Origin of the sequence: Streptomyces lavendulae subsp. lavendulae (assembly GCF_002803845.1) — a bacterium.
GTDB classification, from domain to species: Bacteria; Actinomycetota; Actinomycetes; order Streptomycetales; family Streptomycetaceae; genus Streptomyces; species Streptomyces lavendulae.
In genome coordinates this window covers 3,189,894-3,211,259 of sequence record NZ_CP024985.1, presented here as the reverse complement: position 1 = coordinate 3,211,259, position 21,366 = coordinate 3,189,894, and the positions used below count along the sequence as shown (strand labels likewise).

The window sequence follows — 21,366 nt, the reverse complement described above, 5'->3', positions numbered from 1 at the left end:
AGGGGGCCGGTCCGCCCGGACCGGCCCCCTCCGCCGTACCGGCGTCCCTACGCGCCCAGGCGCGCCCGGGTCGCCTCCAGCAGCAGCACCACCGAGGTGTCGGCCACCGCCGCCACCTCCTCGTACGGGAACCAGCGCAGGTCCAGCGACTCCTCGCTGATCTCCGCCACCGCACCGGCCGGGGCCAGCGCCGCGTACTGCACGTCCAGGTGCCAGTTGCACGGCGCCGGGATCGGATGCCGGTCCAGGCGCACCGGCCCGCCCGGCAGCAGCGTCAGCCCGGAGGCGATCCCCGACTCCTCGGCGGCCTCGCGCAGCGCCACCTCGGCCAGCGTGGTGTCGCCCGGCTCGCAGTGCCCGCCCATCTGGAGCCACATGCCGAGCTTCTTGTGCAGGGTCAGCAGGACGCGCCCGCGCTGCGGGTCGACGACCAGCGCACTGCCGGTGACGTGTCCGGCGGTGCAGGGCTTGTAGACCCCGTCCGGGTGGGCGGCCAGGTGCTCCAGGTAAAGGTCGCGGAGCTCGGGCTGGGCCTCGTACCGCTTCAGGACGAGGACCGCGTCTTCGTGCAGGCTCACTTCTTCTCGTCGCCGTCCTGGTCGTCGCCGTTCTGGTCGTCGCCGCGGGCGCCGCCCTCGTCGTGCTTGCGGGCCGCCTCGCCGAGCATCTTGTCGATCTCGGAGAAGTCCAGCTGCTCGCGGTGCACGAAACCGTCCGGGTCGTCCAGGTCGGAGGCGGTCGGCAGCATGTCCGGGTGCTCCCACAGCCCGTCGCGGCCGTCCACACCGCGCGCGTCGGTGAGCGAGGCCCACAGCCGCGAGGCGTCGCGCAGCCGCCGCGGGCGCAGCTCCAGCCCGATCAGCGTCGCGAAGGTCTGCTCCGCCGGGCCGCCCGAGGCACGGCGCCGGCGCATGGTCTCGCGCATCGCGTCGGCCGAGGTCAGGCGGGGCTTGGCCGCCTCGTGCACGACGGCGTCCACCCAGCCCTCGACCAGCGCGAGCGCCGTCTCCAGGCGGGCCAGCGCGGCCTTCTGCTCCGGGGTGTCCTGCGGCTGGAACATGCCGCCCTGGAGCGCCTCCTGGAGCTGCTCCGGGTTCGACGGGTCGAGCTGGCCGACCACGTCCTCCAGCTTCGAGGTGTCCACCTTGATGCCGCGCGCGTAGCCCTCGACCGCGCCGAACAGGTGCGAACGCAGCCACGGCACGTGCGCGAACAGACGGGCGTGGGCCGCCTCGCGCAGGGCCAGGTACAGCCGGACCTCGTCCGAGGGGACGCCGAGGTCCTTGCCGAAGGCCTCGATGTTCAGCGGCAGCAGCGCCGCCCGCCCGGCCGGACCGAGCGGCAGCCCGATGTCGGTGGATCCGACGACCTCGCCGGCGAGGGTGCCCACGGCCTGGCCGATCTGCTGGCCGAACATGGCCCCGCCCATGGAGCGCATCATCCCGAGCAGCGGGCCCGCCATGGCCTGCATCTCCTCGGGCAGCACGCTGCCCATGGCCGCGCCGACGCGTTCGGCGACCGGGTCGACGAGCTCCTTCCACACCGGCAGGGTCGCCTCGACCCACTCGGCGCGGCTCCACGCCACGGCCGCGTTGGCGCCGGACGGCAGGGAGGTCACCCCGTCCAGCCACAGGTCGGCCAGGCGCACGGCCTCCTCGACGGCCGACTTCTCGGCGACGCCGACGCTCACGTCCTTCACACCGTCCGCGGTGCCCTGGGCGACGGTCTGGCGGGCGATGTCCTTGGCCATGTCCCAGTTGACCGGACCGCCCTCGTAGCTCAGCATCTGGCCGAGCTGCTGGAAGGCGGCGCCGAGGTCGTTCGGGTTCATCGAGCCGAACATCGCGGCGAAGGGGTTGTCCGCACCGCCGGGGAGGCCGCCAGGGCCGAACCCGAACGGATTCGCGGGACCGCCCTGCCCGCCCTTCTTGCCCTCGTCGCCGTTCTCCGGCTCCTCCGGCGGAAGGCCGAATCCGAATGGGGTGTCGCTCACGGGTTTCCTCGGCTCGTAGGGCCGTCGGCGGGAGCCGACGGGCAATGGTCCGACAACACACCCAGCGTAGACACCACTCCCGCTTCCGGGCTCGGTGCTCCGCCGACTCCTGGGCTGCGGCAGGATGGACATCACCTGGTGGGTACGCGTCACGACGCGTCCCTACTGAAGACAACCGCTGGAGACGCCCGGTGAGTTCCCCAGATCCGCAGGCTCGCGCGCCGCACGACGCCGAAAACCGCCCCGAGCACGGCGACAGCGCCCCCGGCGTTCGCCAGTCGCGAAACCAGGCCGAACCGCGACGGCGCAGCCCCGTGATCGCGGTGACCGGCGCGGCCTCCGGGGTCGGCGCGGCCCTGGTCGCCCGCCTCGCCGAGTCCGACGAGGTCAAGCAGGTCGTCGCCATCGACGAGCGGCGCGGGGACTGCGCCTCCGCGCAGTGGCACGTCCTGGACGTACGGGACCCCGCGATCGCGGAGAAGCTGCGCGGCGCGGACGTCGTCGTCCACCTCGCGCTGGACCTCGACCTGGAGACCGACCCCGCGGCCCGTACCGCGTACAACGTACGCGGGACCCAGACCGTCCTGACCGCCGCGGCGGCGGCCGGCGTGCACCGGGTCGTGCTGTGCACCTCCGCGATGGTCTACGGGGCCCTCCCGGACAACGACATCCCGCTCTCGGAGGACTCCGAGCTGCGCGCCACCGCCGAGGCGACCGGTGTCGGCGACCTGCTGGAGATCGAGCGCCTGGGCCGCCGGGCCCCGCGGGCGCACCCCGGGCTGAACGTGACCGTGGTCCGCCCGGCGGTCCTGGTCGGCGGCACCGACACCGCCCTGACCCGCTACTTCGAGTCCCCGCGCCTGCTCGTCGTCGCCGGATCCCGGCCCACCTGGCAGTTCTGCCACGTGGAGGACCTGGTCAGCGCCCTGGAGTACGCGGCGCTGGAGAAGGCCGAGGGCGAGCTGGCCGTCGGCTGCGAGGGCTGGCTGGAGCAGGAGGAGGTCGAGGAGCTGAGCGGCATCCGCCGCATGGAGCTGCCCTCGGCGGTCGCCCTGGGCGCGGCCGCCCGGCTGCACCGGATCGGCCTGACCCCGTCCCCGGCCGGGGACCTCGCGTACACGATGCACCCGTGGGTGGTCAGCGTCAGCGGGCTGCACGCGGCGGGCTGGCGGCCCCGCTGGACCAACGAGGAGGTCCTCGCCGAGCTGCTCCAGGAGGTGGCGGGCCGGCACACCGTCGCGGGCCGCCGGCTGGGCCGCAAGGACGCCGCCACCGCCGCGGGCGCCGCCGGTGCGACGGTTGCCCTCCTGGGCGCCGCCGCCGCGGTCCGCCGGGCCCGCAGGCGCCGGGGCATCTGAACCGCGGCGCCGCCCGGCCCGGCCGGGCGGGGCTCCTGTAGGAGGCTCCCAAGCGGGCGGGCCGGGCCCGGGCGAATCGGCTATTCCACCGCCCCGGCCGCTAGGGCACGATGGAAGGCATGGCACCGCACTTCGACCACCCCGGCGAGCAGGCCGCTCCGGACCCGATTCGGCTGCTCGAAATCCGTGACGCCCCGCTCTCCATCGACGAGGTCTTCCGGGCCGTCGGCGACGACGCGACGGGCGGTACGACCCTCTTCGTCGGCACGGTGCGCAACCACGACGGCGGCGCCGACGTGGACTCGCTCGGCTACTCCTGCCATCCCACGGCGGAGGCCGAGATGCGGCGCGTCGCCGACCGGGTCATCGAGAAGTACCCGGTCCGCGCGCTGGCCGCGGTCCACCGCGTCGGCGACCTGGCCGTGGGCGACCTGGCCGTGATCGTCGCCGTCTCCTGCCCGCACCGCGGCGAGGCCTTCGAGGCCTGCCGGATGCTGATCGACGACCTCAAGCACGAGGTCCCGATCTGGAAGCACCAGACCTTCTCGAACGGCACGGAGGAGTGGGTCGGCGCCTGCTGACGCGGACGGCCGGGCAGTGTACGGGTACGGGCACCCCGGACGCGGGGGTGTCCCCGCCGCGGAGTAGCCTCACACCCGTTCGGCCGCGCAACACGCCCTCGATTTGCGTAACCCCCTCCCGGGCACGAGCGTTGAAGCCACAGACGACACGTACTTTCGGGGCAGGGAGGCACGTCCATGGCGTCACTGGCGTGGTTGCTGATTCCGCTGTTCGCCGCGATCGGGGCGGCGATATGGGGCAGCTGGGCGGCACGCGACCGCACTCAAGGCGACATATCCGAGCTCGCCGGTTACGCGAGGTTCCGCGAGGTCATGGACGAGGTGGACCGGGCCCATCAGGCCCGCAGGAAAGAAAAGGCGCACTCCGGTTCCGACGCCGTCTGACGCGTCCCGTGAGTCCCGCCGGGAAGCACCGCCGCACGGCTCCGCGGGAAGCGCCGCGGGGAGTACCGCGGGCCCCGCCGCCGGAAGGTTCGGCTCCGCTGAGAATCCCCTGAGAGTTCCCGCACGGGGCCCCGTACGGACCGGCCCCGGGGGCCGCCCGCAGAGGCCGTCACGTACTGTCGAGCCATGCCACGCCGCACCGCGACGATGCTCGCCTCCTTCCTCGTGCTGTTCGCGCTGCTCTGCGCAGGGGTGTTCATCAAGGTCCCGTACTCGGAGATGAGCCCGGGCCCCACCGTGAACACGCTCGGCGACTCGCGCGGCGAGCCGGTCCTGAACATCTCGGGCCACAAGACGTACCCGACCAGCGGTCACCTCAACATGACCACGGTCCGCGTCACCGGCGCCGACTACGACATGAACCTGCTGGAAGCGGTCTACGGCTGGCTGGCCGGCGACAACATCGTCGTGCCCCACGAGAACCTCTACCCGAACGGCAAGACGGACAAGGAGTCGACGCAGGAGAACGCCGAGGAGTTCAGCCAGTCGCAGGAGAGCGCCAAGGTGGCCGCCCTCAAGCAGCTCGGCATCCCGGTCACCGCCCGCGTCATCGTCTCCACCGTCGTCAAGGGCAGCCCCTCCGAGGGGAAGCTGCACGCCGGGGACGTGATCAAGGACGTGGACGGCGCGCCGGTCAACGAGCCGGGCGACGTGGCGAAGCTGGTCACCAAGCACCAGCCCGGGGAGCCGGTGGAGTTCACCGTCGTCCCGGCCGCCGATGCCGCCGCGGCCGAGAAGGAGAACCGCGAGCCCACCGGCAGCACCAAGATCACCATCACCGCGGGCAAGGCGCCCGACGACGGCCACGCCATCGTCGGCATCCGGGCCGGGAACGACCACGCCTTCCCGTTCCCGATCGACATCAAGCTCGCCGACGTCGGCGGCCCCAGCGCCGGCCTGATGTTCGCGCTCGGCATCGTCGACAAGCTCACCCCGCAGAGCCTGACCGGCGGGAAGTTCATCGCGGGCACCGGCACCATCGACGACACCGGCAAGGTCGGCCCCATCGGCGGCATCCAGATGAAGACCATCGGCGCCCGCCAGGCCGGCGCCGAGTACTTCCTCACCCCGGCCGAGAACTGCGCCTCCGCGTCGGCGCACACCCCCGACGGCCTCACCCTGGTGAAGGTCTCCACCATCGACGACGCCACCAAGGCCCTGGAGAAGATCGGCAAGGGGGACACGGCGGGGCTGCCGCGGTGCACGAAGTCCTGACCGCAGGACCCCGCCGCACCCGGCCCCGCCGCGTCCCGCCCGGCCGGTCCGGCAGGGCGGGACGCGCCGGCCGGTCGAGCCGCCCCGGCCTGTCCGGCTAGTCCAGGAAGGTCGCGGCCAGGGCCTCGGCCAGGCCCGGCACCAGGCTCGCCCCGGTCAGCACCTCGCTGGAGGAGTCCTTCTCCCGCAGCCGCACGGCCGACTCCCGCGAGCCGTCGCGCAGCACGCCCACCGTCAGGCGGACCTCCTGCCGGTCGGGGTGCCCGGCGACCCACTTGGCCAGCTGCTTGTCGCTGAGCCCCTCCGGTACGGAGGCCTCCGCGGACGGCGGCAGCATCAGCCGCTCCACGGTCAGGGCGCAGCCGACGATCGCATCGGGCCACGCGATGGTTCCCAGGAACTTGTCCAGCGGCATCCCGGCCGGGACCTGGTCCTGCTCGATCGGGGTCAGCTGGCTCTTGCCGGCGTCGTCCCGGTCCAGGCCCAGCTGGTTCGCGAGGCCGGGCTCCGAGCGGCGCAGGCGGGCCGTGTCGACCAGCGCGAACAGCCGCGCGGGCTTGTCCCAGCCGAGGGTGGAGGCGTACTCGTCGATTTCGAGGACGGCGCGGGTCAGCGGACCGGCCGCCATCGGGGTGCCGGGGGAGGGAGAAAGGTTGGACATGGACAACATCCTGCCTCCTTTCTCCCCGATAGCGGGAACTGACTAAAGCCTCAGTAAGTTGCATGAGTGGGCCCTACGATCGGGGGCCCAGCTTTGGACACTTTTCCAGTACGCCAGAGACCGACCAGACCACAGCGACTTTCGAGGTGCGCACCTTGGCTTTCCAGATGCCGGACCGCGGCGGAGGCCCCTCCGGGCCACGGATGAGAGTCGGCCGCCCGTCCCGGCGCGCCCGGACTCTTCTGATGACCCTGGGCGTCCTGGCCGTCCTGGCCATGGCGTTCATCATGTTCGCCGGGTTCTGGACGGACTGGCTCTGGTTCCGCTCCGTCAAGTACTCCACGGTCTTCACCACCACCCTGTGGACCAAGATCGGCCTCTTCGCCGTCTTCGGCCTGCTGATGGCGGGTGCCGTCGGGTTCAACATCTGGCTGGCGCACCGGCTGCGGCCGCCGCTCAGCGCGATGTCGATGGAGCAGCAGAGCCTCGACCGCTACCGGATGAGCGTCGCCCCGTATAAGAAGTGGCTGCTCCTGGGCATCGCCGCGGTCGTCGGACTGATCGCGGGCGCCTCGGCGGCCGGCCAGTGGAAGACCTGGCTGATGTACGTGAACGGGGTGCCCTTCGGGCGCAAGGACCCCCAGTTCGGTCTGGACGTGTCCTTCTACACCTTCGACCTGCCCTGGTACCGCTTCCTGCTCGGCTTCGGCTTCGCCGCCGTCGTGCTCTCGGTGATCGCCGCCGTCGTCGTGCACTACCTGTACGGCGGCCTGCGCGTGACGAGCCCTGGCGCCCGGGCCACCGCCGCGGCGACCGGGCACCTGTCGGTGCTGCTCGGCCTCTTCGTGACCTTCAAGGCCGTCGCCTACTGGCTCGACCGGTACGGCCTCGCCGTGAAGTCCAGCGACTTCAAGGCCGCCGACAACTGGACCGGCCTGCGCTACGTCGACGCCAACGCCTACCTGCCCGCGAAGACGATCCTCGTCGCCATCGCGGCCATCTGCGCACTGCTCTTCTTCGCCACCCTGTGGCGCCGCACCTGGCAGCTGCCGGTCATCGGCTTCGGCCTGATGGTCCTCTCGGCGATCCTCATCGGCGGGCTCTATCCGGCGATCGTGCAGAAGTTCCAGGTCCAGCCGAACGAGCAGGCCAAGGAATCCCCGTACGTCGAGAAGAACATCGAGGCCACGCGCGACGCCTACGGGATCGCCGGCAGCGACGTCAAGGACTACCCGGGCGTGCCCAACGCCGGCACGAACAAGGACCAGCTGCGCAAGACGGCGGACACCACCGCCAGCATCCGGCTCCTCGACCCGAACATCGTCTCCCCGGCCTTCCAGCAGCTCCAGCAGGTCAAGGGCTACTACGCCTTCCCGTCCACGCTCGCCGTGGACCGCTACAGCGGCCAGGACACGGTCATCGGGCTCCGCGAGCTGAACATCGGCGGCATCCCGAAGAACAACTGGATCAACGACCACTTCCGCTACACGCACGGCTTCGGCGTGGTCGCCGCCAAGGGCAACACCGCCACCGACAAGGGCGCCCCCGACTTCACCCAGGCCGACCTCCCCTCCAAGGGCATGTTCGGCACGGACTTCGAGCAGCGCATCTACTACGGCGAGCAGACGAAGCAGTACTCGATCGTCGGCGGTCCGCAGAAGGAGCTCGACTACTCGGACGACAAGGAGGGCGAGAAGGAGACGAGCTACAAGGGCGACTCCGGCGTCAACCTCGACAACCCGGTCAACCGGGCCGCGTACGCGCTCGCCTTCAGCGAGCCGCAGATCCTGTATTCGGGCGCCATCGGCGAGGGCTCGCGGATCCTCTACAACCGCACCCCCAAGGAGCGCGTCGAGGCCGTCGCGCCCTGGCTGACCATCGACGGGGCCCCGTACCCGGCGGTCGTCGACGGCCGGATCAAGTGGATCGTCGACGCCTACACGACGACGAACGGCTACCCGTACGCCTCGCGCACCACGCTGGGCGACAGCACTGCCGACTCGCTGACCAACAGCCAGCGCGCGGTGGTGGCCCAGGAGAGCCAGGTCAACTACATCCGCAACTCGGTGAAGGCCACCGTCGACGCGTACGACGGCACGGTCAGCCTCTACCAGTGGGACACCGAGGACCCGGTCCTGAAGACCTGGATGAAGGCCTTCCCGGGCACGGTGAAGCCCAAGAGCGCGATCGACAAGGCGCTCATGGACCACCTGCGCTACCCGCAGGACCTCTTCAAGGTCCAGCGCGAACTGCTCACCCGATACCACGTCACCGACCCGCAGACCTTCCTCAGCGGCAGCGAGGCCTGGCAGGTCCCGGACGACCCGACGACCAAGGCCGGCACGGCGGTCCCGCCGTACTACCTGTCGATGAAGATGCCGGCGCAGAAGGAGAAGGACCAGGTCTTCTCCCTCACGACGACCTTCACGCCCAACGGCCGCGACAACCTGAGCGCCTTCATGGCGGTCAACGCGGATCCGGGCACCCCGGACTACGGCAAGATCAGACTCCTGAAGCTGCCGACCAGCAGCCCGGTCGACGGCCCCAAGCAGGTCCAGAGCAAGTTCAACTCCGAGCCGAAGATCGCGGAGTCGATCCGTCTGCTGCGCGGCGGTGACTCCGAGGTCGAGTACGGGAACCTGCTCACGGTCCCGCTGGACGGCGGCATGCTCTACGTGGAGCCGGTGTACGTCCGCAGCTCCGGGCTCAAGTACCCGCTGCTGCGCAAGGTGCTCGTGACCTACGGCGGCCAGACGGCCTTCGAGGACACCCTGGAGAAGGCGCTGAACGTGGTCTTCGGGGCCGAGGCCCCCACCACGCCCACCACGCCGACGCCTCCGACGACGACCCCGCCGGGCGAGGGCACCGTCACTCCGCCCACCGCCCAGGACCCGACCGTCAAGGCCGCCCTGGACGACGCCCAGAAGGCCGTCGAGGCGGCGGAGAAGGCCCGGCAGTCCGGCGACTGGACGGCCTACGGCAAGGCGCAGGACGACATCAAGGCCGCGCTGAAGCGGGCGATCGACGCCGAGGCGAAGCTGACGGCGCCCAAGACGGGCGGCTAGGCACCACGTGGTCAAGGCCCCGCCCCGCATCGTGATACTGTGGTTTCACCGACGCGGGGTGGAGCAGCTCGGTAGCTCGCTGGGCTCATAACCCAGAGGTCGCAGGTTCAAATCCTGTCCCCGCTACTGAAAACGAAGGCCCGGATCCAATGGGATCCGGGCCTTCGTCATGTCCGGGCGGGGGCCGGAAGAAGAAGCCGGAAGAAGAAGCCGGAAGACACGGGGTCACTGGGGCGGGTGAGTTGGGGTATGAGCGTGTTTGACTTGTCTCTCTGTGGGCATGTCGACAAAACGCTGTAGTGACCTCACTGGCTGCGACATACCAGGTGTACGCGGGTAGCAGGTGATGCGACGATGGGATTTATGGGGGACAGGTCAACTCTGCTGGAGACAGGGCGGTTTGTGAGGGCGGAGGCCGAGTCGGGTACGGAGTCCGGTGAGGCGGCTCAGTCTGTCAACGCGCAGACCGCACTGACCGATGCGGTGTTCGCGGAAGAAGCCTTCGGCGAGGCCGAAGGCGCGACCGAGGCCGAGCTGGAGGCCCGCCACCGGGTCGCCGCCGACAAGGGCGACTCCGGCGCCATGAGCGTGCTCGGGGCCCTCCTGCTGCGCCGCGGCGACCTGGCCGGTGCCGAACCGTACCTGCGCGGAGCCACCGCGGCGGGCGACCGCGCCGCCGCGAACAACCTCGGCGTCCTCCTGCACCAGCGCGGCTACCCCGACGACGCCGCCGGCTGGTGGCGGGTCGCGGCCGTCGCCGGATCGGCCCCGGCCGCGCACGCCCTGGGCCGCCACTACCGCGAGCGCGGGGACGAGCCCGCCGCCGAGTACTGGCTGCGCCAGGCGGCCGAATCCGGCCACGCCCTGGGCGCCTACGGCCTGGCCGACCTGCTGGAGCACCGCGGGGACAAGGGCGTCGAGCGCTGGTTCCGCGCCGCCGCCGAGCAGGGGCACCGCGAGGCGGCGTACCGCCTGGCACGGCACCTGCGCAAGGGCGACCCCACCGAGGCCGAGCAGTGGTACCGCCAGGCCGCCGCGCGCGGGCACCGCCGCGCCGGGCTGCACCTGGGCGCCCTGCTGGAGGCGCGCGGCGAGCTCAAGGAGGCCGGGCGCTGGTACCTCAGCTCGGCGAAGCAGGGCGAGGCCCGGGCGGCGTGCGCCCTCGGCTTCCTGCTGCGCGACGCGGGGGACGAGGAGAGCGCGGCCTCGTGGTGGCTGCGGGCCGCCCAGGACGGCGACGGGAACGCGGCCAACGCCCTGGGCGCGCTGCACGCCGCCCGCGGCGAGACCCAGACGGCCGAGAAGTGGTACCGGGCCGCGATGGACGCGGGCGACCAGAACGGCGCCTACAACCTCGCCCTGCTCTGCGCCGCGCAGGAACGCACCGCCCAGGCCGAGCAGTGGTACCGCCGGGCCGCCTACGCGGGCCACCGCGAGGCCGCCAACGCGCTCGCCATCCTGCTCCTCCAGGGCGGCGACGCGGCCGGGGCCGAGCCCTGGTTCTCCAAAGCGGCCGAGGCCGGCAGCGTGGACGCCGCCTTCAACCTCGGCATCCTCTTCGCCAGCCGCGACGAGGACCGCACGGCGCTGAAGTGGTACGAGCGGGCCGCCGCGGCCGGGCACACCGACGCGGCGCTCCAGGTCGGGATCGCCCTGGTGCGCGACGGGGCCGAGCGGGCCGCCGAGCGGCACCTGCGCTGCGCGGCGGGCGGCGGCAGCGCCGAGGCGGCGTTCCGGCTGGCCTCCCTGCTGGAGTCGCTGGCCCCGCCGCCGGAGCCGGTGGCGCTGGGCGAGCCGGTCGGCGGGGCCGCGCGGACCGAGAGCGAGGAGTGGTACGAGCGCGCCGCCGAGCAGGGCCACCGGCGGGCCCAGGTCCGGGTCGGGATGCTGGCCGCAGCCCGGGGCGACCTGACGGTCGCCGCGCGCTGGTACCGGGAGGCTGCAGAGGCCGGCTCCCGCAACGGCGCGTTCAACCTCGGGCTGCTGCTGGCCCGCGAGGGCAACGAACCCGAGGCGGCCCTGTGGTGGACCCGCGCCGCGGTGGCGGGGCACGGCAGGGCGGCGCTGCGGCTCGGTCTGCTCGCGGCCCGGCACGGAGACCTGGCCGAGGGGCAGAAGTGGTGCGTCCGGGCCATGGAACTGGGCCCGGCGGAGGTCTCGGAGCGCGCGGCCCGGCTGCGCGACGCGCTGGCGGAGGAGCTGTCGGCCTGAACTGCCGGTTAACTGATTTGCATCTGCCGGGTGGCCTCACGTACAGTCGGGTTTACCGACGCGGGGTGGAGCAGCTCGGTAGCTCGCTGGGCTCATAACCCAGAGGTCGCAGGTTCAAATCCTGTCCCCGCTACTGAAGGCCCAAGGCCCGGATCCCATGGATCCGGGCCTTGAGTCGTTTCTGATCGTGAACGGGCGAAAAGGCCGGGGCCACAGGCCCCGGCCTTTTCCGTTCGCTCGTTCGCGCCGCCGCCGCCGCGGCTACGCGCCCGCGCAGTTCGGGCAGACGCCGCGGTACGTCACCTCGACCGCCGAGACCACGAAGCCGAAGCGCTCGTCGGCGGGCAGGTCGGCCAGCGGGTCCCCCGCCGGGTGGACGTCGCGGATGGCTCCGCACTGTGCGCACACCAGGTGCTGGTGGGGGCGGTGGGCGTTCGGGTCGTACCGCTTGGCCCGCCGGTCCGTGGAGACCTCCAGCACTTCGCCGAGTGTGACCAGCTCGCCCAAGGTGTTGTAGACCGTCGCTCGACTGATCTCGGGCAGTTTGGTGACGGCTCGTGCGTGGACCTCGTCGGCCGTCAAGTGGACGTGGTCGCCGTCGAGCACTTCGGCCACGACGCGCCGCTGGGCCGTCATGCGCCAGCCGCGTCCGCGAAGTCGTTCCAGCAGGTCACTCATACACGCCAGCCTAACAGTGGGGATTCGGTGCAGATCCCGAACCGGTGTGGACTTGGATGCTTACTTGACTTAGACAAAGTCCATCGTAGGATCGGGAACGGCAAACGCCAAGGACAGGACATGCAGGAATGACGCAGGAGGCGCACGTGACGCAGCAGGGACCGCTCACCACGGAGGCCGGGGCTCCGGTCGCCGACAACCAGAACAGCGAGACCGCTGGCGTCGGCGGGCCCGTTCTCGTCCAGGACCAGCTCCTCCTGGAGAAGCTCGCCCACTTCAACCGCGAGCGCATCCCGGAGCGCGTGGTGCACGCCCGCGGCGCCGGCGCCTACGGCACCTTCACCGTCACCCGTGACGTGACGCAGTGGACCCGGGCGAAGTTCCTCTCCGAGGTCGGCAAGCAGACGGAAACGTTTCTGCGCTTCTCCACCGTCGCGGACAGCCTCGGCGGCGCCGACGCCCGCCGCGACCCCCGCGGCTGGGCGCTCAAGTTCTACACCGAAGAGGGCAACTACGACCTCGTCGGCAACAACACCCCGGTCTTCTTCATCCGGGACGCGATCAAGTTCCCCGACTTCATCCACACCCAGAAGCGCGACCCGTACACGGGCTCGCAGGAGGCGGACAACGTCTGGGACTTCTGGGGTCTGTCGCCCGAGTCCACCCACCAGGTGACCTGGCCCTTCGGCGACCGCGGCATACCGGCGTCCTACCGCCACATGAACGGCTACGGCTCGCACACGTTCCAGTGGAACAACGAGGCCGGCGAGGTCTTCTGGGTCAAGTACCACTTCAAGACCGACCAGGGCATCAAGAACCTCACCCAGGCCGAGGCCAACACCCTGGCCGGCGAGGACCCCGACTCGCACCAGCGCGACCTGCGCGAGTCCATCGAGCGCGGCGAGTTCCCGACCTGGACCGTGCAGGTCCAGATCATGCCGGACGCCGACGCGGCGAACTACCGCTTCAACCCGTTCGACCTCACCAAGGTGTGGCCGCACGAGGACTACCCGCCGATCGAGATCGGCAAGCTGGAGCTCAACCGCAACCCGGAGAACATCTTCGCCGAGGTCGAGCAGTCCATCTTCTCCCCGGCGCACTTCGTCCCCGGCATCGGTCCGTCCCCGGACAAGATGCTCCAGGGCCGTCTCTTCGCGTACGGCGACGCCCACCGCTACCGCGTCGGCATCAACGCCGACCACCTGCCGGTGAACCGTCCGCACGCCACCGAGGCGCGCACCAACTCCCGTGACGGCTTCCTGTACGACGGCCGCCACAAGGGCGCGAAGAACTACGAGCCGAACAGCTTCGGCGGTCCCTTCCAGACGGACCGCCCGCTGTGGCAGTCCTCCGCGGTGACCGGCGGCACGGGCAACCACGCCACCCCGTCGCACTCCGAGGACACCGACTTCGTCCAGGCGGGCGACCTCTACCGCCTGATGTCGGAGGACGAGAAGTCCCGTCTGATCGAGAACCTGTCCGGCTTCATCGCCAAGGTCTCCCGTGACGACATCGCCGAGCGGGCGATCGACAACTTCCGCCAGGCGGACGGCGACTTCGGCAAGCGGCTGGAAGCTGCGGTCCAGGCCCTGCGCGGCTGACGCCCCCGCCGAGAGGCAGAAGGGCCGGACCCCCTCGGGGGTCCGGCCCTTCGGCCTATGCGGCGAGGCTGCTGCGTGCCCGTACCCAGCAGCGGATGACGTCGCGGACGGAGACGATGCCCACCGGGCCGCCGTCCTCCAGCACGATCAGGTGCCGGAAGCCGCCGAGCGCCATGGCCTCGGCGGCCTCCTGCACGGTGGCCTCCGGGGTGCAGAAGACGACGTTGTTCGTGGTGTGCGCGCCTACCGACTCCCGGTCGGGATCGTGGCCCGCGCCGATCGAGTTGAGGATGTCGCGCTCGGTGAGGATGCCGATGCCGCTGTGGTCGGGGTCGAGGACGACGGCCGCGCCGACGCGCCGGCCGGACATCAGGCAGGCCGCCTGACGAAGGGTGTGCGCGGGTCCGAGGGTGAGGATCACGGTGCTCATGGCGTCACGGACGAGCATGAAAGGAGCCACCTCCTGGGTGAGTCCCCCGCTTGGGTGGGTGCACCCGCGGGCGCCCCTTTCGAGAATCGCTTCACAAGTGCACAAGCGGGGGAGTCTCAGATTCCCACGAGTACGGAGAGTCATCAAGAGGGCGCGCTGAGCGCACTCACCCGCGCAGCGGGGTCAGGCCCGGGGGCGCAGGTGCGCGAGCATCTCCTCGTGCAGCAGGCCGTTGGACGCCGCCGCGTTGCCGCCGTGGACGCCCTCGACACCGTCGAGGTCGGTGAACCGGCCGCCCGCCTCCTGGACCACGACCGCGATCGCCGCCATGTCCCACAGGTTCAGCTCGGGCTCGGCGCACAGGTCCAGCGAACCCTCCGCGACCATCATGTACGGCCAGAAGTCGCCGTAGCCCCGCGTGCGCCAGCAGGCGCGGGTCAGGTCCAGGAACCCGGGGAGCCGGCCCTGCTCCTCCCAGCCGCCCAGCGAGGAGTACGCGAAGGAGGCGTCGCCCAGGCCCGCGACCTTCGAGACCCCCAGGGGCGTCGGCTCGCCCAGCGCCCCGCCGGAGAAGGCCCCCGCGCCCTGCGCCGCCCACCAGCGGCGGCCCAGCGCCGGGGCCGAGACCACGCCCACGACCGGGCGGAACACCCCGTCGTCGCCCTCCGTCATGAGGGAGATCAGCGTCGCCCAGACGGGGACCCCGCGCACGTAGTTCTTCGTGCCGTCGATCGGGTCCACGACCCAGCGGCGCGGGCCCTCGCCCCGGAGCCCGTACTCCTCGCCCAGGATCGCGTCGGCGGGCCGGGCCGCCAGGATCCCCGCCCGGACGATCTCCTCGGCGGCCTTGTCGGCCTCGCTGACCGGGGTCATGTCCGGCTTCGTCTCGACCTGGAGGTCGAGGGCGCGGAACCGCTGCATCGTGGCGGCGTCCGCCGCGTCGGCGAGTTCGAGGGCAAGGCGCAGATCATCGGCATACGTGGACATGCCCGAACAGTATCGACACGGAGGCGGCCCGGCGAACGGGGTCCACAGTGCGGCCGGGAGGCGCCCTTGACAGGATCTGTCGGCCCGTCAACTCTGGCGGGGGAGCCCAGCGGGAGACCGACAGCGGGGAGGCGACGATGCCGGCGGGCCGGGAGTCCTTGCTGCGAGCGGCCGGAGCGGCACTGTCCGCGCGCCCCTGGCCGGCCGTGCGGATGGTGGAGGTCGCGGCCGCGGCCGGGGTCTCGCGGCAGACCCTCTACAACGAGTTCGGCGGCAAGGACGGCCTGGGCCGCGCCCTGGTCCGCCGGGCGGCCGAGGAGTACCTCGACGGCGTCGACCGCGCGCTGGCCCCCGGACCCCTCTCCCTACCGGACGCGGACGCCGCCGGGCGGCTCGCCGCCGTCGCGGAGTGGACCGTACGCGCCGCCCGCACCCGGCCCCTCGTACGGGCCCTGCTGACCGGCGGCTGGGAGCCGGCGCTGCCCGCCCCGCCCCCGCCGGGGACCCGGCAGGCACTCGCGCCGGGGGACCTGGCCCGGACGGTACGGGACCGGGCCGCGGCCGCGCTGAGCCCGGAACCGGCCTGGCGCTGCGAGCTCGCCGTCCGGCTCGCGCTGTCCTACGTGATCGCCCCGGGCGAGGACGCCATCGGGGACGGGGCCGCCGCCGAGCTGCTGCGGCTGCTCGGAGTGCCGGCCGGACCGTCGGCCCGGCCGCCGGCGCAGGCGCCGCCCGGCCCGCGCCTCAGTGCGCCGAACCGGACAGCTGGAGCCCGATGACCCCCAGGATCACCAGCGAGATCGAGACGAGTTTGAGGGTGGAGACCAGGTCGCCGAGGAAGACCATCCCGTAGATCGCGGTCCCGGCGGCCCCGATGCCCGTCCAGACCGCGTAGGCGGGACCCACGTCCAGCTTCTTCAGCGCCAGCGTCAGCAGCCCGAAGCTGCCCAGAGCGAAACAGGCGAAGGCGATCGTCGGCCACAGCCGGGTGAAACCGTGGGACAGCTTGAGGCAGACCGCGAAACCGGTCTCCAGGATTCCCGCGACCACCACCAGCAGCCACGCCATGTCGATTGCCTCCCCGCCTCGCGTGACGTCGCGTCACTTGGTGCGATGATGCATTTACCAGACAGGACGCCCTGCAAACCCCGCCCCCGGGTCAGTCGCCCTCGCGACGCTCCCGCGTCTGCAGCAGCCGGCGCAGCGAGTACAGCCGGGCCGGGTCCGCGTGGCCGTCCTCCACCCACTGGTCCAGCGCGCAGTCCGGCTCGTCGTGGCTGCACGCCCGCGGGCAGCCCTCCGTCCCCGGCACCAGCTCCGGGAAGGCCAGGATCACCCGGGACGGGTCCACGTGGTGCAGGCCGAAGGAGCGCACGCCCGGGGTGTCGATGACCCAGCCGTCCCCGGCGGGCAGCGGCAGGGCGAGCGCCGAGGTGGTGGTGTGGCGGCCGCGGCCGGTCACCGCGTTGACGTGCCCGGTGGCCCGCTGGCGGCCCTCGGCGACCAGCGAGTTCACCAGGGTGGTCTTGCCGACGCCGGAATGGCCGACGAAGGCGGTGATCCGGCCGTTGAGCCGCTCGCGCACCCGGTCGGCGGCGCCGCCGGTCGCCAGCTCCTCGCGGTTGGTCACCACGTAGTTCAGGCCGAAGGTGGAGTAGATCTCCAGGATCTTGTCCGCGGAGGTCAGGTCGGACTTGGTGAGCACCAGCAGGGGCTCCAGCCCGGCGTCGTACGCGGCCACCAGACAGCGGTCGATCATGCGGGGCCGGGGCTCCGGATCGGCCAGCGCCGTGACGATGGCCAGCTGGTCGGCGTTGGCGACGACCACCCGCTCGTACGGGTCGTCGTCGTCGGCGGTGCGCCGCAGGACGGACTTGCGCTCCTCGATGCGCACGATCCGCGCGAGGGTGTCCTTCTTGCCGGACAGGTCACCGACGATCCAGACCCGGTCGCCGACCACCGCCGCCTTGCGGCCCAGCTCGCGGGCCTTCATCGCGGTGATCGTGCGGTCCCCGACCAGGCAGGTCAGCCGGCCGCGGTCCACGGTCAGCACGAAGCCCTCGGAGGCGTCCTCGTGCTTGGGCCGGATGTTCGTCCGCGCCCGGTTGCCCTTGGGGTTCGGGCGCTGGCGGATGTCGTCCTCGTCGGTGTGCTTGCCGTACCTGCGCATGACGGGCCCTACGCTCCCGCTCCCGTGCCCGCGAGCATGTCTGTCCACATCTTCGGGAAGTCCGGCAGGGTCTTCGCGGTCGTCGCCACGTTCTCGATCTCCACGCCCTTGACGGCCAGGCCGATCACCGCGCCGGCCGTGGCCATCCGGTGGTCGTCGTAGGTGTGGAAGACACCGCCGTGCAGCGGGCGCGGGCGGATGTGCAGGCCGTCGGCGGTCTCGGTGACGTCGCCGCCGAGCCCGTTGATCTCCGCGGTGAGGGCCGCCAGCCGGTCCGTCTCGTGCAGGCGCAGGTGCTGGACACCGCGCAGCACCGACTCCGAGTCGGCCAGCGCCGCGACCGCCGCGATGCCGGGGGTCAGCTCGCCGACCTCGCTCAGGTCCACGTCGATGCCGTGGATCTTGCCGGTGCCGGTGAAGACCAGGCCCGCGTCGGTCAGCTCGCAGGAGCCGCCCATCTCGGTGAAGATCCGGCGCAGCGCGTCACCGGGCTGGGTGGTGCGGCGCGGCCAGTCGGGGACGGTCACCGTGCCGCCGGTGATCAGGGCCGCGGCCATGAACGGCTGGGCGTTGGACAGGTCCGGCTCCACGACCATGTCGCGGCCGAGCAGCGCGCCGGGCGCGACGCGCCACACGTTCTTCTCGCCGCCGGCCTCGGGGGTGTCGACCTGGGCGCCCGCCGCGCGCAGCATCTCCACCGTCATCCGGATGTGCGGCATCGACGGCAGGCTCGCGCCGGTGTGGCGGACCTCGACGCCCTGGTTGAAGCGGGGTGCGGAGAGCAGCAGCGCCGAGACGAACTGCGAGGAGTTGGAGGCGTCGATCTCGACCGTGCCGCCCTCCAGGGCCCCACCGCCCTGGACGGTCATCGGCAGCGCGCCGCGGCCGTCGTCGTCGATCCGGGCGCCGAGGACGCGCAGGGCGTTGATGACCTCGCCGAGGGGGCGCTCGTAGGACCGCGGGTCGCCGTCGAAGCGGATGTCGCCGGCGGCCAGGGTCGCGACGGGCGGCAGGAAGCGCATGACCGTGCCCGCGTTGCCGACGTCCACGGTGGCCGGGCCGTGCAGGGCCGCCGGGATGATCCGCCAGGCCTCGCCGCCCGCGCCGTCGCCGGAGCTGGAGGAGACGGTCTCCTCGATGCCGACGCCCAGCGCGCGCAGCGCGTCCGACATCAGCTGGGAGTCGCGCGAACGCAGCGGGCGGCGCACCCAGCCCGGCTCGGCGGCGAGCGCGGCCAGGACGAGGGCGCGGTTGGTGACCGATTTGGACCCCGGCACGGTGACGGTGGCGTGGACGGCCCCGTCGGCGAGGGGGGCGGGCCAGAGGGCGTGGAGCGCGGGGGTCTCGGTCATGGCCACCACTTTAGTGGCTTCCCCCGGGCCCAGATCTTGATCGCGGGCCCGTCTCAGAGGCCGAGAAGCCAGCGACCGCCGCCGATCAGCGAGCACAGGGCGACGGCGTGGAAGAGCAGCAGCCAGGCGAGTGCGGGCACATGGGTGAGCCGCCCCAGCTGGTCGGCGTCCGAATCGGGGGCTCCGCCGTGCCGACGCTTGGCCTGGAGCTCGAACACCGGCCGCACGCCGCCCAGCAGCAGGAACCACACCACCGCGTACGCGAACACCGCCTGCACCCCGGACGGCGCCAGCCAGGACACCAGGACGAACGCGGCGCCGGTCAGCACCACCGTCAGCAGTCCGTACGCGTTGCGGATCATCACCAGCATCGCGAGCAGCAGCGCGGTCGCCGCCCACAGCAGCAGCGTGATCCGGTGCGCCGACAGCAGGGCGGCCCCGCCCAGGCCCAGCAGCGACGGCGCCGTGTACCCGGCGGCGGCCGTGAGGATCATCCCGAGCCCGGTGGGCTTGCCGCTGCTGACGGTGACCCCGCTGGTGTCCGAGTGCAGCCGGATCCCGTCGAGCCGCCGGCCGGTCAGCAGGGCCAGCAGCCCGTGCCCGCCCTCGTGGGCGATGGTGATCGCGTTGCGCGAGAGCAGCCACACCGGCCGCGGCACCACCGCCGCCAGGGCGGCCAGGCCCGTCAGGACCACCAGCCACCAGGAGGGCTCGGGCTGTATGCCGGTCAGCCGGTCCCAGAGACCGGCCGTCGTGGTGCTGTCCATGGAGTGGCGGACTCCTTGCGGTGGAGGGCGGGTGCCATGGCAGTGTGTCAGCCATGTGCGGAAGGTTTGCGGCGAGTCGGACGCCCCGGGAGCTGGCGGCGATATTCGGTGTCGAGCGCTGGGAGCCGCAGGAGACCCTGGCCCCCGACTGGAACGTGGCGCCGACGAAGGAGGTCCACGTGGTCCTCGACCGTCCCCTCAAGGACGCGGGGGACCCGCGTCCGGTTCGCCAACTGCGGGTGCTGAAGTGGGGCCTGGTCCCCTCCTGGGCCAAGAGCCCCGAGGGCGCCGCCCGGATGATCAACGCCCGGTCCGAGACCCTGCACGAGAAGCCGTCGTTCCGCCGCCCCTTCGCCCAGCGCCGCTGCATCGTCCCCGCCGACGGCTACTACGAGTGGGTCACCGCCCACGACGAGCGGCAGCTGGAGGTCGAGGGGAAGAAGAAGCGGGCCCGCAAGCAGCCGTACTTCGTCCTGCCCACCGACGGCTCCGTCTTCGCGATGGCCGGGATCTACGAGTTCTGGCGCGACGGGACCCTGCCGCCCGAGCACCCGCAGGCCTGGTGGGCCACCTGCTCGGTGATCACCGCCGAGGCCGAGACCGGGCCGCTGGGCACCGCCCCCGCCGAGGGCCCGCGCTCGCTGTCCGACATCCACCCCCGGATGCCGCTCATGCTCACCCCCGACCGCTGGGACGCCTGGCTGGACCCGGCCCGCACCGACGAGGACGAGCTGCGCGGCCTCCTCGCCCCGCCGCCCGGCGGGCTGATGCGCGCCTACCCGGTGTCCACCGCCGTCAGCAACGTCCGCAACAACGGGCCCGAGCTGCTCGGCGAGCTGGCCGCGCCGGAGGAGGGCACCCTCTTCTGACCCGGTGACCGGCATGATCGGGGGATGACCACCGAGAGCGTCGACACCCCGGCGGGCGAGGCCCGCGTCACCTGGCACCCCGCCCGCTCCGCGCGGCTCGTCCTGGCCCTCGGCCACGGTGCCGGCGGCGGCATCGAGGCCCGGGACCTCGCCGCCCTGGCCGCCGCCCTGCCCGCGCGCGGGGTCACCGTCGCCCTGGTCGAGCAGCCCTGGCGGGTCGCGGGCAAGAAGGTCGCCGCCGCCCCCGGGACGCTCGACGCGGGCTGGCGGGCCGTGTGGCCCGTGCTGCGCCGGCCGGGCCTGCCCGTGGTGGCCGGCGGACGCAGCGCGGGGGCCCGGGTGGCCTGCCGGACCGCCGTGGAGCTGGACGCCGCCGGGGTGCTCGCGCTGGCGTTCCCGCTGCACCCGCCGGGCCGGCCCGAGAAGTCCCGGGAGGCGGAGCTGCTGGGCGCCGGGAGGCCGGTCCTGGTGGTCCAGGGCGGCCGGGACCCCTTCGGGCGGCCCGGGGAGTTCCCGCCGCCGGCCGGGGCGCACCCGTACGAGCTGGTGGAGGTGGCCCACGCCGACCACGGCTTCGCCGTGCCGAAGAAGGCGGGCCCGACGCAGGAGGAGACCCTCGCCGTGATCACCGGGGCGGTGGGCCCGTGGCTCGACCGGCGCATCGGATGAGGGCGGCCGCGCTCCCGACCTGACGGATTCCGGAGTGATCCCGGTCACCCGCCCCCGGACGGGCCGGAAAACGGCCGAAAGCCCTTGGCGGGCCCGGGAATGCCCTGCACGGCCCGCCTGTTGTGCGGAGTGTCGGAACGTAGGGGAATTCGTCGGAGGAGAGGGAGCGCATGACCCAGGTCATCAGCCAGAACCGTCCGCAGGCCGCTGACCTGGACTGGACGGTGCTGCCTGCCCCCAAGCGTGCCTCGCTTCGGGCGGCGGAAGGCCGGGATGGTCGACTATTCTCCGATTCGAGCGGGTCCGCTTTCGGAG

General features: G+C 72.3%; 20 protein-coding genes and 2 tRNA genes. 12 read left to right on the top strand and 10 right to left on the bottom strand.

Annotated elements, in window-relative coordinates:
- Positions 1-47: 47 nt before the first annotated feature.
- Both SLAV_RS13485 and SLAV_RS13480 read right to left on the bottom strand, forming a co-directional pair.
- A complete protein-coding gene (locus tag SLAV_RS13485) occupies positions 48-578 on the bottom strand; it encodes an NUDIX hydrolase (RefSeq protein ID WP_030225895.1) in 531 nt (176 codons plus the stop codon).
- Complete coding sequence (locus SLAV_RS13480; RefSeq protein ID WP_037686293.1) at positions 575-1,993, bottom strand: zinc-dependent metalloprotease; 1,419 nt, start codon at positions 1,991-1,993, stop codon at positions 575-577. Before SLAV_RS13480 ends, SLAV_RS13485 begins: the two co-directional genes overlap by 4 nt.
- Positions 1,994-2,184: 191 nt before the next feature.
- Between SLAV_RS13480 and SLAV_RS13475 the strand changes: the two genes are divergently transcribed.
- From SLAV_RS13475 to SLAV_RS13460, 4 genes are all read left to right on the top strand, one after another.
- Complete coding sequence (locus SLAV_RS13475) at positions 2,185-3,351, top strand: SDR family oxidoreductase (RefSeq protein ID WP_030225883.1); 1,167 nt, start codon at positions 2,185-2,187, stop codon at positions 3,349-3,351.
- Between the two features lie 119 nt (positions 3,352-3,470).
- Positions 3,471-3,932: a molybdenum cofactor biosynthesis protein MoaE gene (locus tag SLAV_RS13470; RefSeq protein WP_030225880.1), complete on the top strand. Its 462-nt coding sequence runs from the start codon at positions 3,471-3,473 to the stop codon at positions 3,930-3,932.
- A gap of 177 nt (positions 3,933-4,109) precedes the next feature.
- Entirely contained in the window at positions 4,110-4,316 is a 207-nt protein-coding gene (locus SLAV_RS13465) for a hypothetical protein (RefSeq protein WP_030225878.1), read from the top strand.
- Between the two features lie 186 nt (positions 4,317-4,502).
- Complete coding sequence (locus tag SLAV_RS13460) at positions 4,503-5,591, top strand: YlbL family protein (RefSeq protein ID WP_030225875.1); 1,089 nt, start codon at positions 4,503-4,505, stop codon at positions 5,589-5,591.
- Between the two features lie 97 nt (positions 5,592-5,688).
- Here the strand turns inward: SLAV_RS13460 and SLAV_RS13455 are convergent, their stop codons facing one another.
- Entirely contained in the window at positions 5,689-6,261 is a 573-nt protein-coding gene (locus SLAV_RS13455) for a PPA1309 family protein (protein ID WP_030225873.1), read from the bottom strand.
- Between the two features lie 158 nt (positions 6,262-6,419).
- On the opposite strand from SLAV_RS13455, the gene SLAV_RS13450 reads away from it, so the two are divergent.
- The 4 genes from SLAV_RS13450 to SLAV_RS13435 all read left to right on the top strand — a co-directional run bounded on the left by SLAV_RS13450 (position 6,420) and on the right by SLAV_RS13435 (position 11,661).
- Positions 6,420-9,317, top strand: coding sequence for a UPF0182 family membrane protein (locus SLAV_RS13450; RefSeq protein WP_037686350.1), 2,898 nt, complete (start codon positions 6,420-6,422; stop codon positions 9,315-9,317).
- A 52-nt stretch (positions 9,318-9,369) separates the two neighbouring features.
- A tRNA-Met gene (locus SLAV_RS13445) sits at positions 9,370-9,443 on the top strand.
- Positions 9,444-9,680: 237 nt separating this feature from the next.
- Complete coding sequence (locus SLAV_RS13440; RefSeq protein ID WP_030225869.1) at positions 9,681-11,528, top strand: tetratricopeptide repeat protein; 1,848 nt, start codon at positions 9,681-9,683, stop codon at positions 11,526-11,528.
- A gap of 59 nt (positions 11,529-11,587) precedes the next feature.
- A tRNA-Met gene (locus SLAV_RS13435) sits at positions 11,588-11,661 on the top strand.
- 128 nt (positions 11,662-11,789) lie between these two features.
- Here SLAV_RS13435 and SLAV_RS13430 read toward each other — a convergent pair.
- Positions 11,790-12,206, bottom strand: a complete 417-nt coding sequence (locus SLAV_RS13430) for a Fur family transcriptional regulator (RefSeq protein ID WP_063760242.1) — start codon at positions 12,204-12,206, stop codon at positions 11,790-11,792.
- A 128-nt stretch (positions 12,207-12,334) separates the two neighbouring features.
- Between SLAV_RS13430 and SLAV_RS13425 the strand changes: the two genes are divergently transcribed.
- Positions 12,335-13,807, top strand: coding sequence for a catalase (locus SLAV_RS13425; protein ID WP_030225865.1), 1,473 nt, complete (start codon positions 12,335-12,337; stop codon positions 13,805-13,807).
- Positions 13,808-13,862: 55 nt separating this feature from the next.
- Here the strand turns inward: SLAV_RS13425 and SLAV_RS13420 are convergent, their stop codons facing one another.
- Positions 13,863-14,255 carry a CBS domain-containing protein gene (locus SLAV_RS13420; RefSeq protein ID WP_030225863.1) on the bottom strand — a complete coding sequence of 131 codons (393 nt, stop codon included), beginning with the start codon at positions 14,253-14,255 and terminating at the stop codon, positions 13,863-13,865.
- A gap of 165 nt (positions 14,256-14,420) precedes the next feature.
- Positions 14,421-15,224 (bottom strand): histidinol-phosphatase, encoded by an 804-nt coding sequence (gene hisN / locus SLAV_RS13415; protein ID WP_030225861.1) that lies wholly within the window; start codon positions 15,222-15,224, stop codon positions 14,421-14,423.
- Positions 15,225-15,361: 137 nt separating this feature from the next.
- Here hisN and SLAV_RS13410 point away from each other — a divergent pair, with 137 nt between their 5' ends.
- Entirely contained in the window at positions 15,362-16,003 is a 642-nt protein-coding gene (locus SLAV_RS13410) for a TetR/AcrR family transcriptional regulator (RefSeq protein ID WP_063760241.1), read from the top strand.
- On the opposite strand, the gene SLAV_RS13405 is transcribed toward SLAV_RS13410, so the two are convergent.
- From SLAV_RS13405 to SLAV_RS13390, 4 genes are all read right to left on the bottom strand, one after another.
- A complete protein-coding gene (locus SLAV_RS13405; protein ID WP_030225858.1) occupies positions 15,969-16,292 on the bottom strand; it encodes a DMT family transporter in 324 nt (107 codons plus the stop codon). The genes SLAV_RS13410 and SLAV_RS13405 overlap by 35 nt on opposite strands.
- 91 nt (positions 16,293-16,383) lie before the next feature.
- A complete protein-coding gene (gene rsgA, locus SLAV_RS13400; RefSeq protein ID WP_030225857.1) occupies positions 16,384-17,394 on the bottom strand; it encodes a ribosome small subunit-dependent GTPase A in 1,011 nt (336 codons plus the stop codon).
- Positions 17,395-17,402: 8 nt separating this feature from the next.
- A complete protein-coding gene (gene aroA, locus SLAV_RS13395; protein ID WP_030225855.1) occupies positions 17,403-18,746 on the bottom strand; it encodes a 3-phosphoshikimate 1-carboxyvinyltransferase in 1,344 nt (447 codons plus the stop codon).
- Positions 18,747-18,799: 53 nt separating this feature from the next.
- Positions 18,800-19,513, bottom strand: coding sequence for a M50 family metallopeptidase (locus SLAV_RS13390; RefSeq protein ID WP_030225852.1), 714 nt, complete (start codon positions 19,511-19,513; stop codon positions 18,800-18,802).
- A gap of 53 nt (positions 19,514-19,566) precedes the next feature.
- Between SLAV_RS13390 and SLAV_RS13385 the strand changes: the two genes are divergently transcribed.
- Positions 19,567-20,382 (top strand): SOS response-associated peptidase, encoded by an 816-nt coding sequence (locus SLAV_RS13385; RefSeq protein WP_030225849.1) that lies wholly within the window; start codon positions 19,567-19,569, stop codon positions 20,380-20,382.
- Between the two features lie 24 nt (positions 20,383-20,406).
- Entirely contained in the window at positions 20,407-21,051 is a 645-nt protein-coding gene (locus SLAV_RS13380) for an alpha/beta hydrolase family protein (protein WP_030225847.1), read from the top strand.
- Positions 21,052-21,366 lie beyond the last annotated feature (315 nt).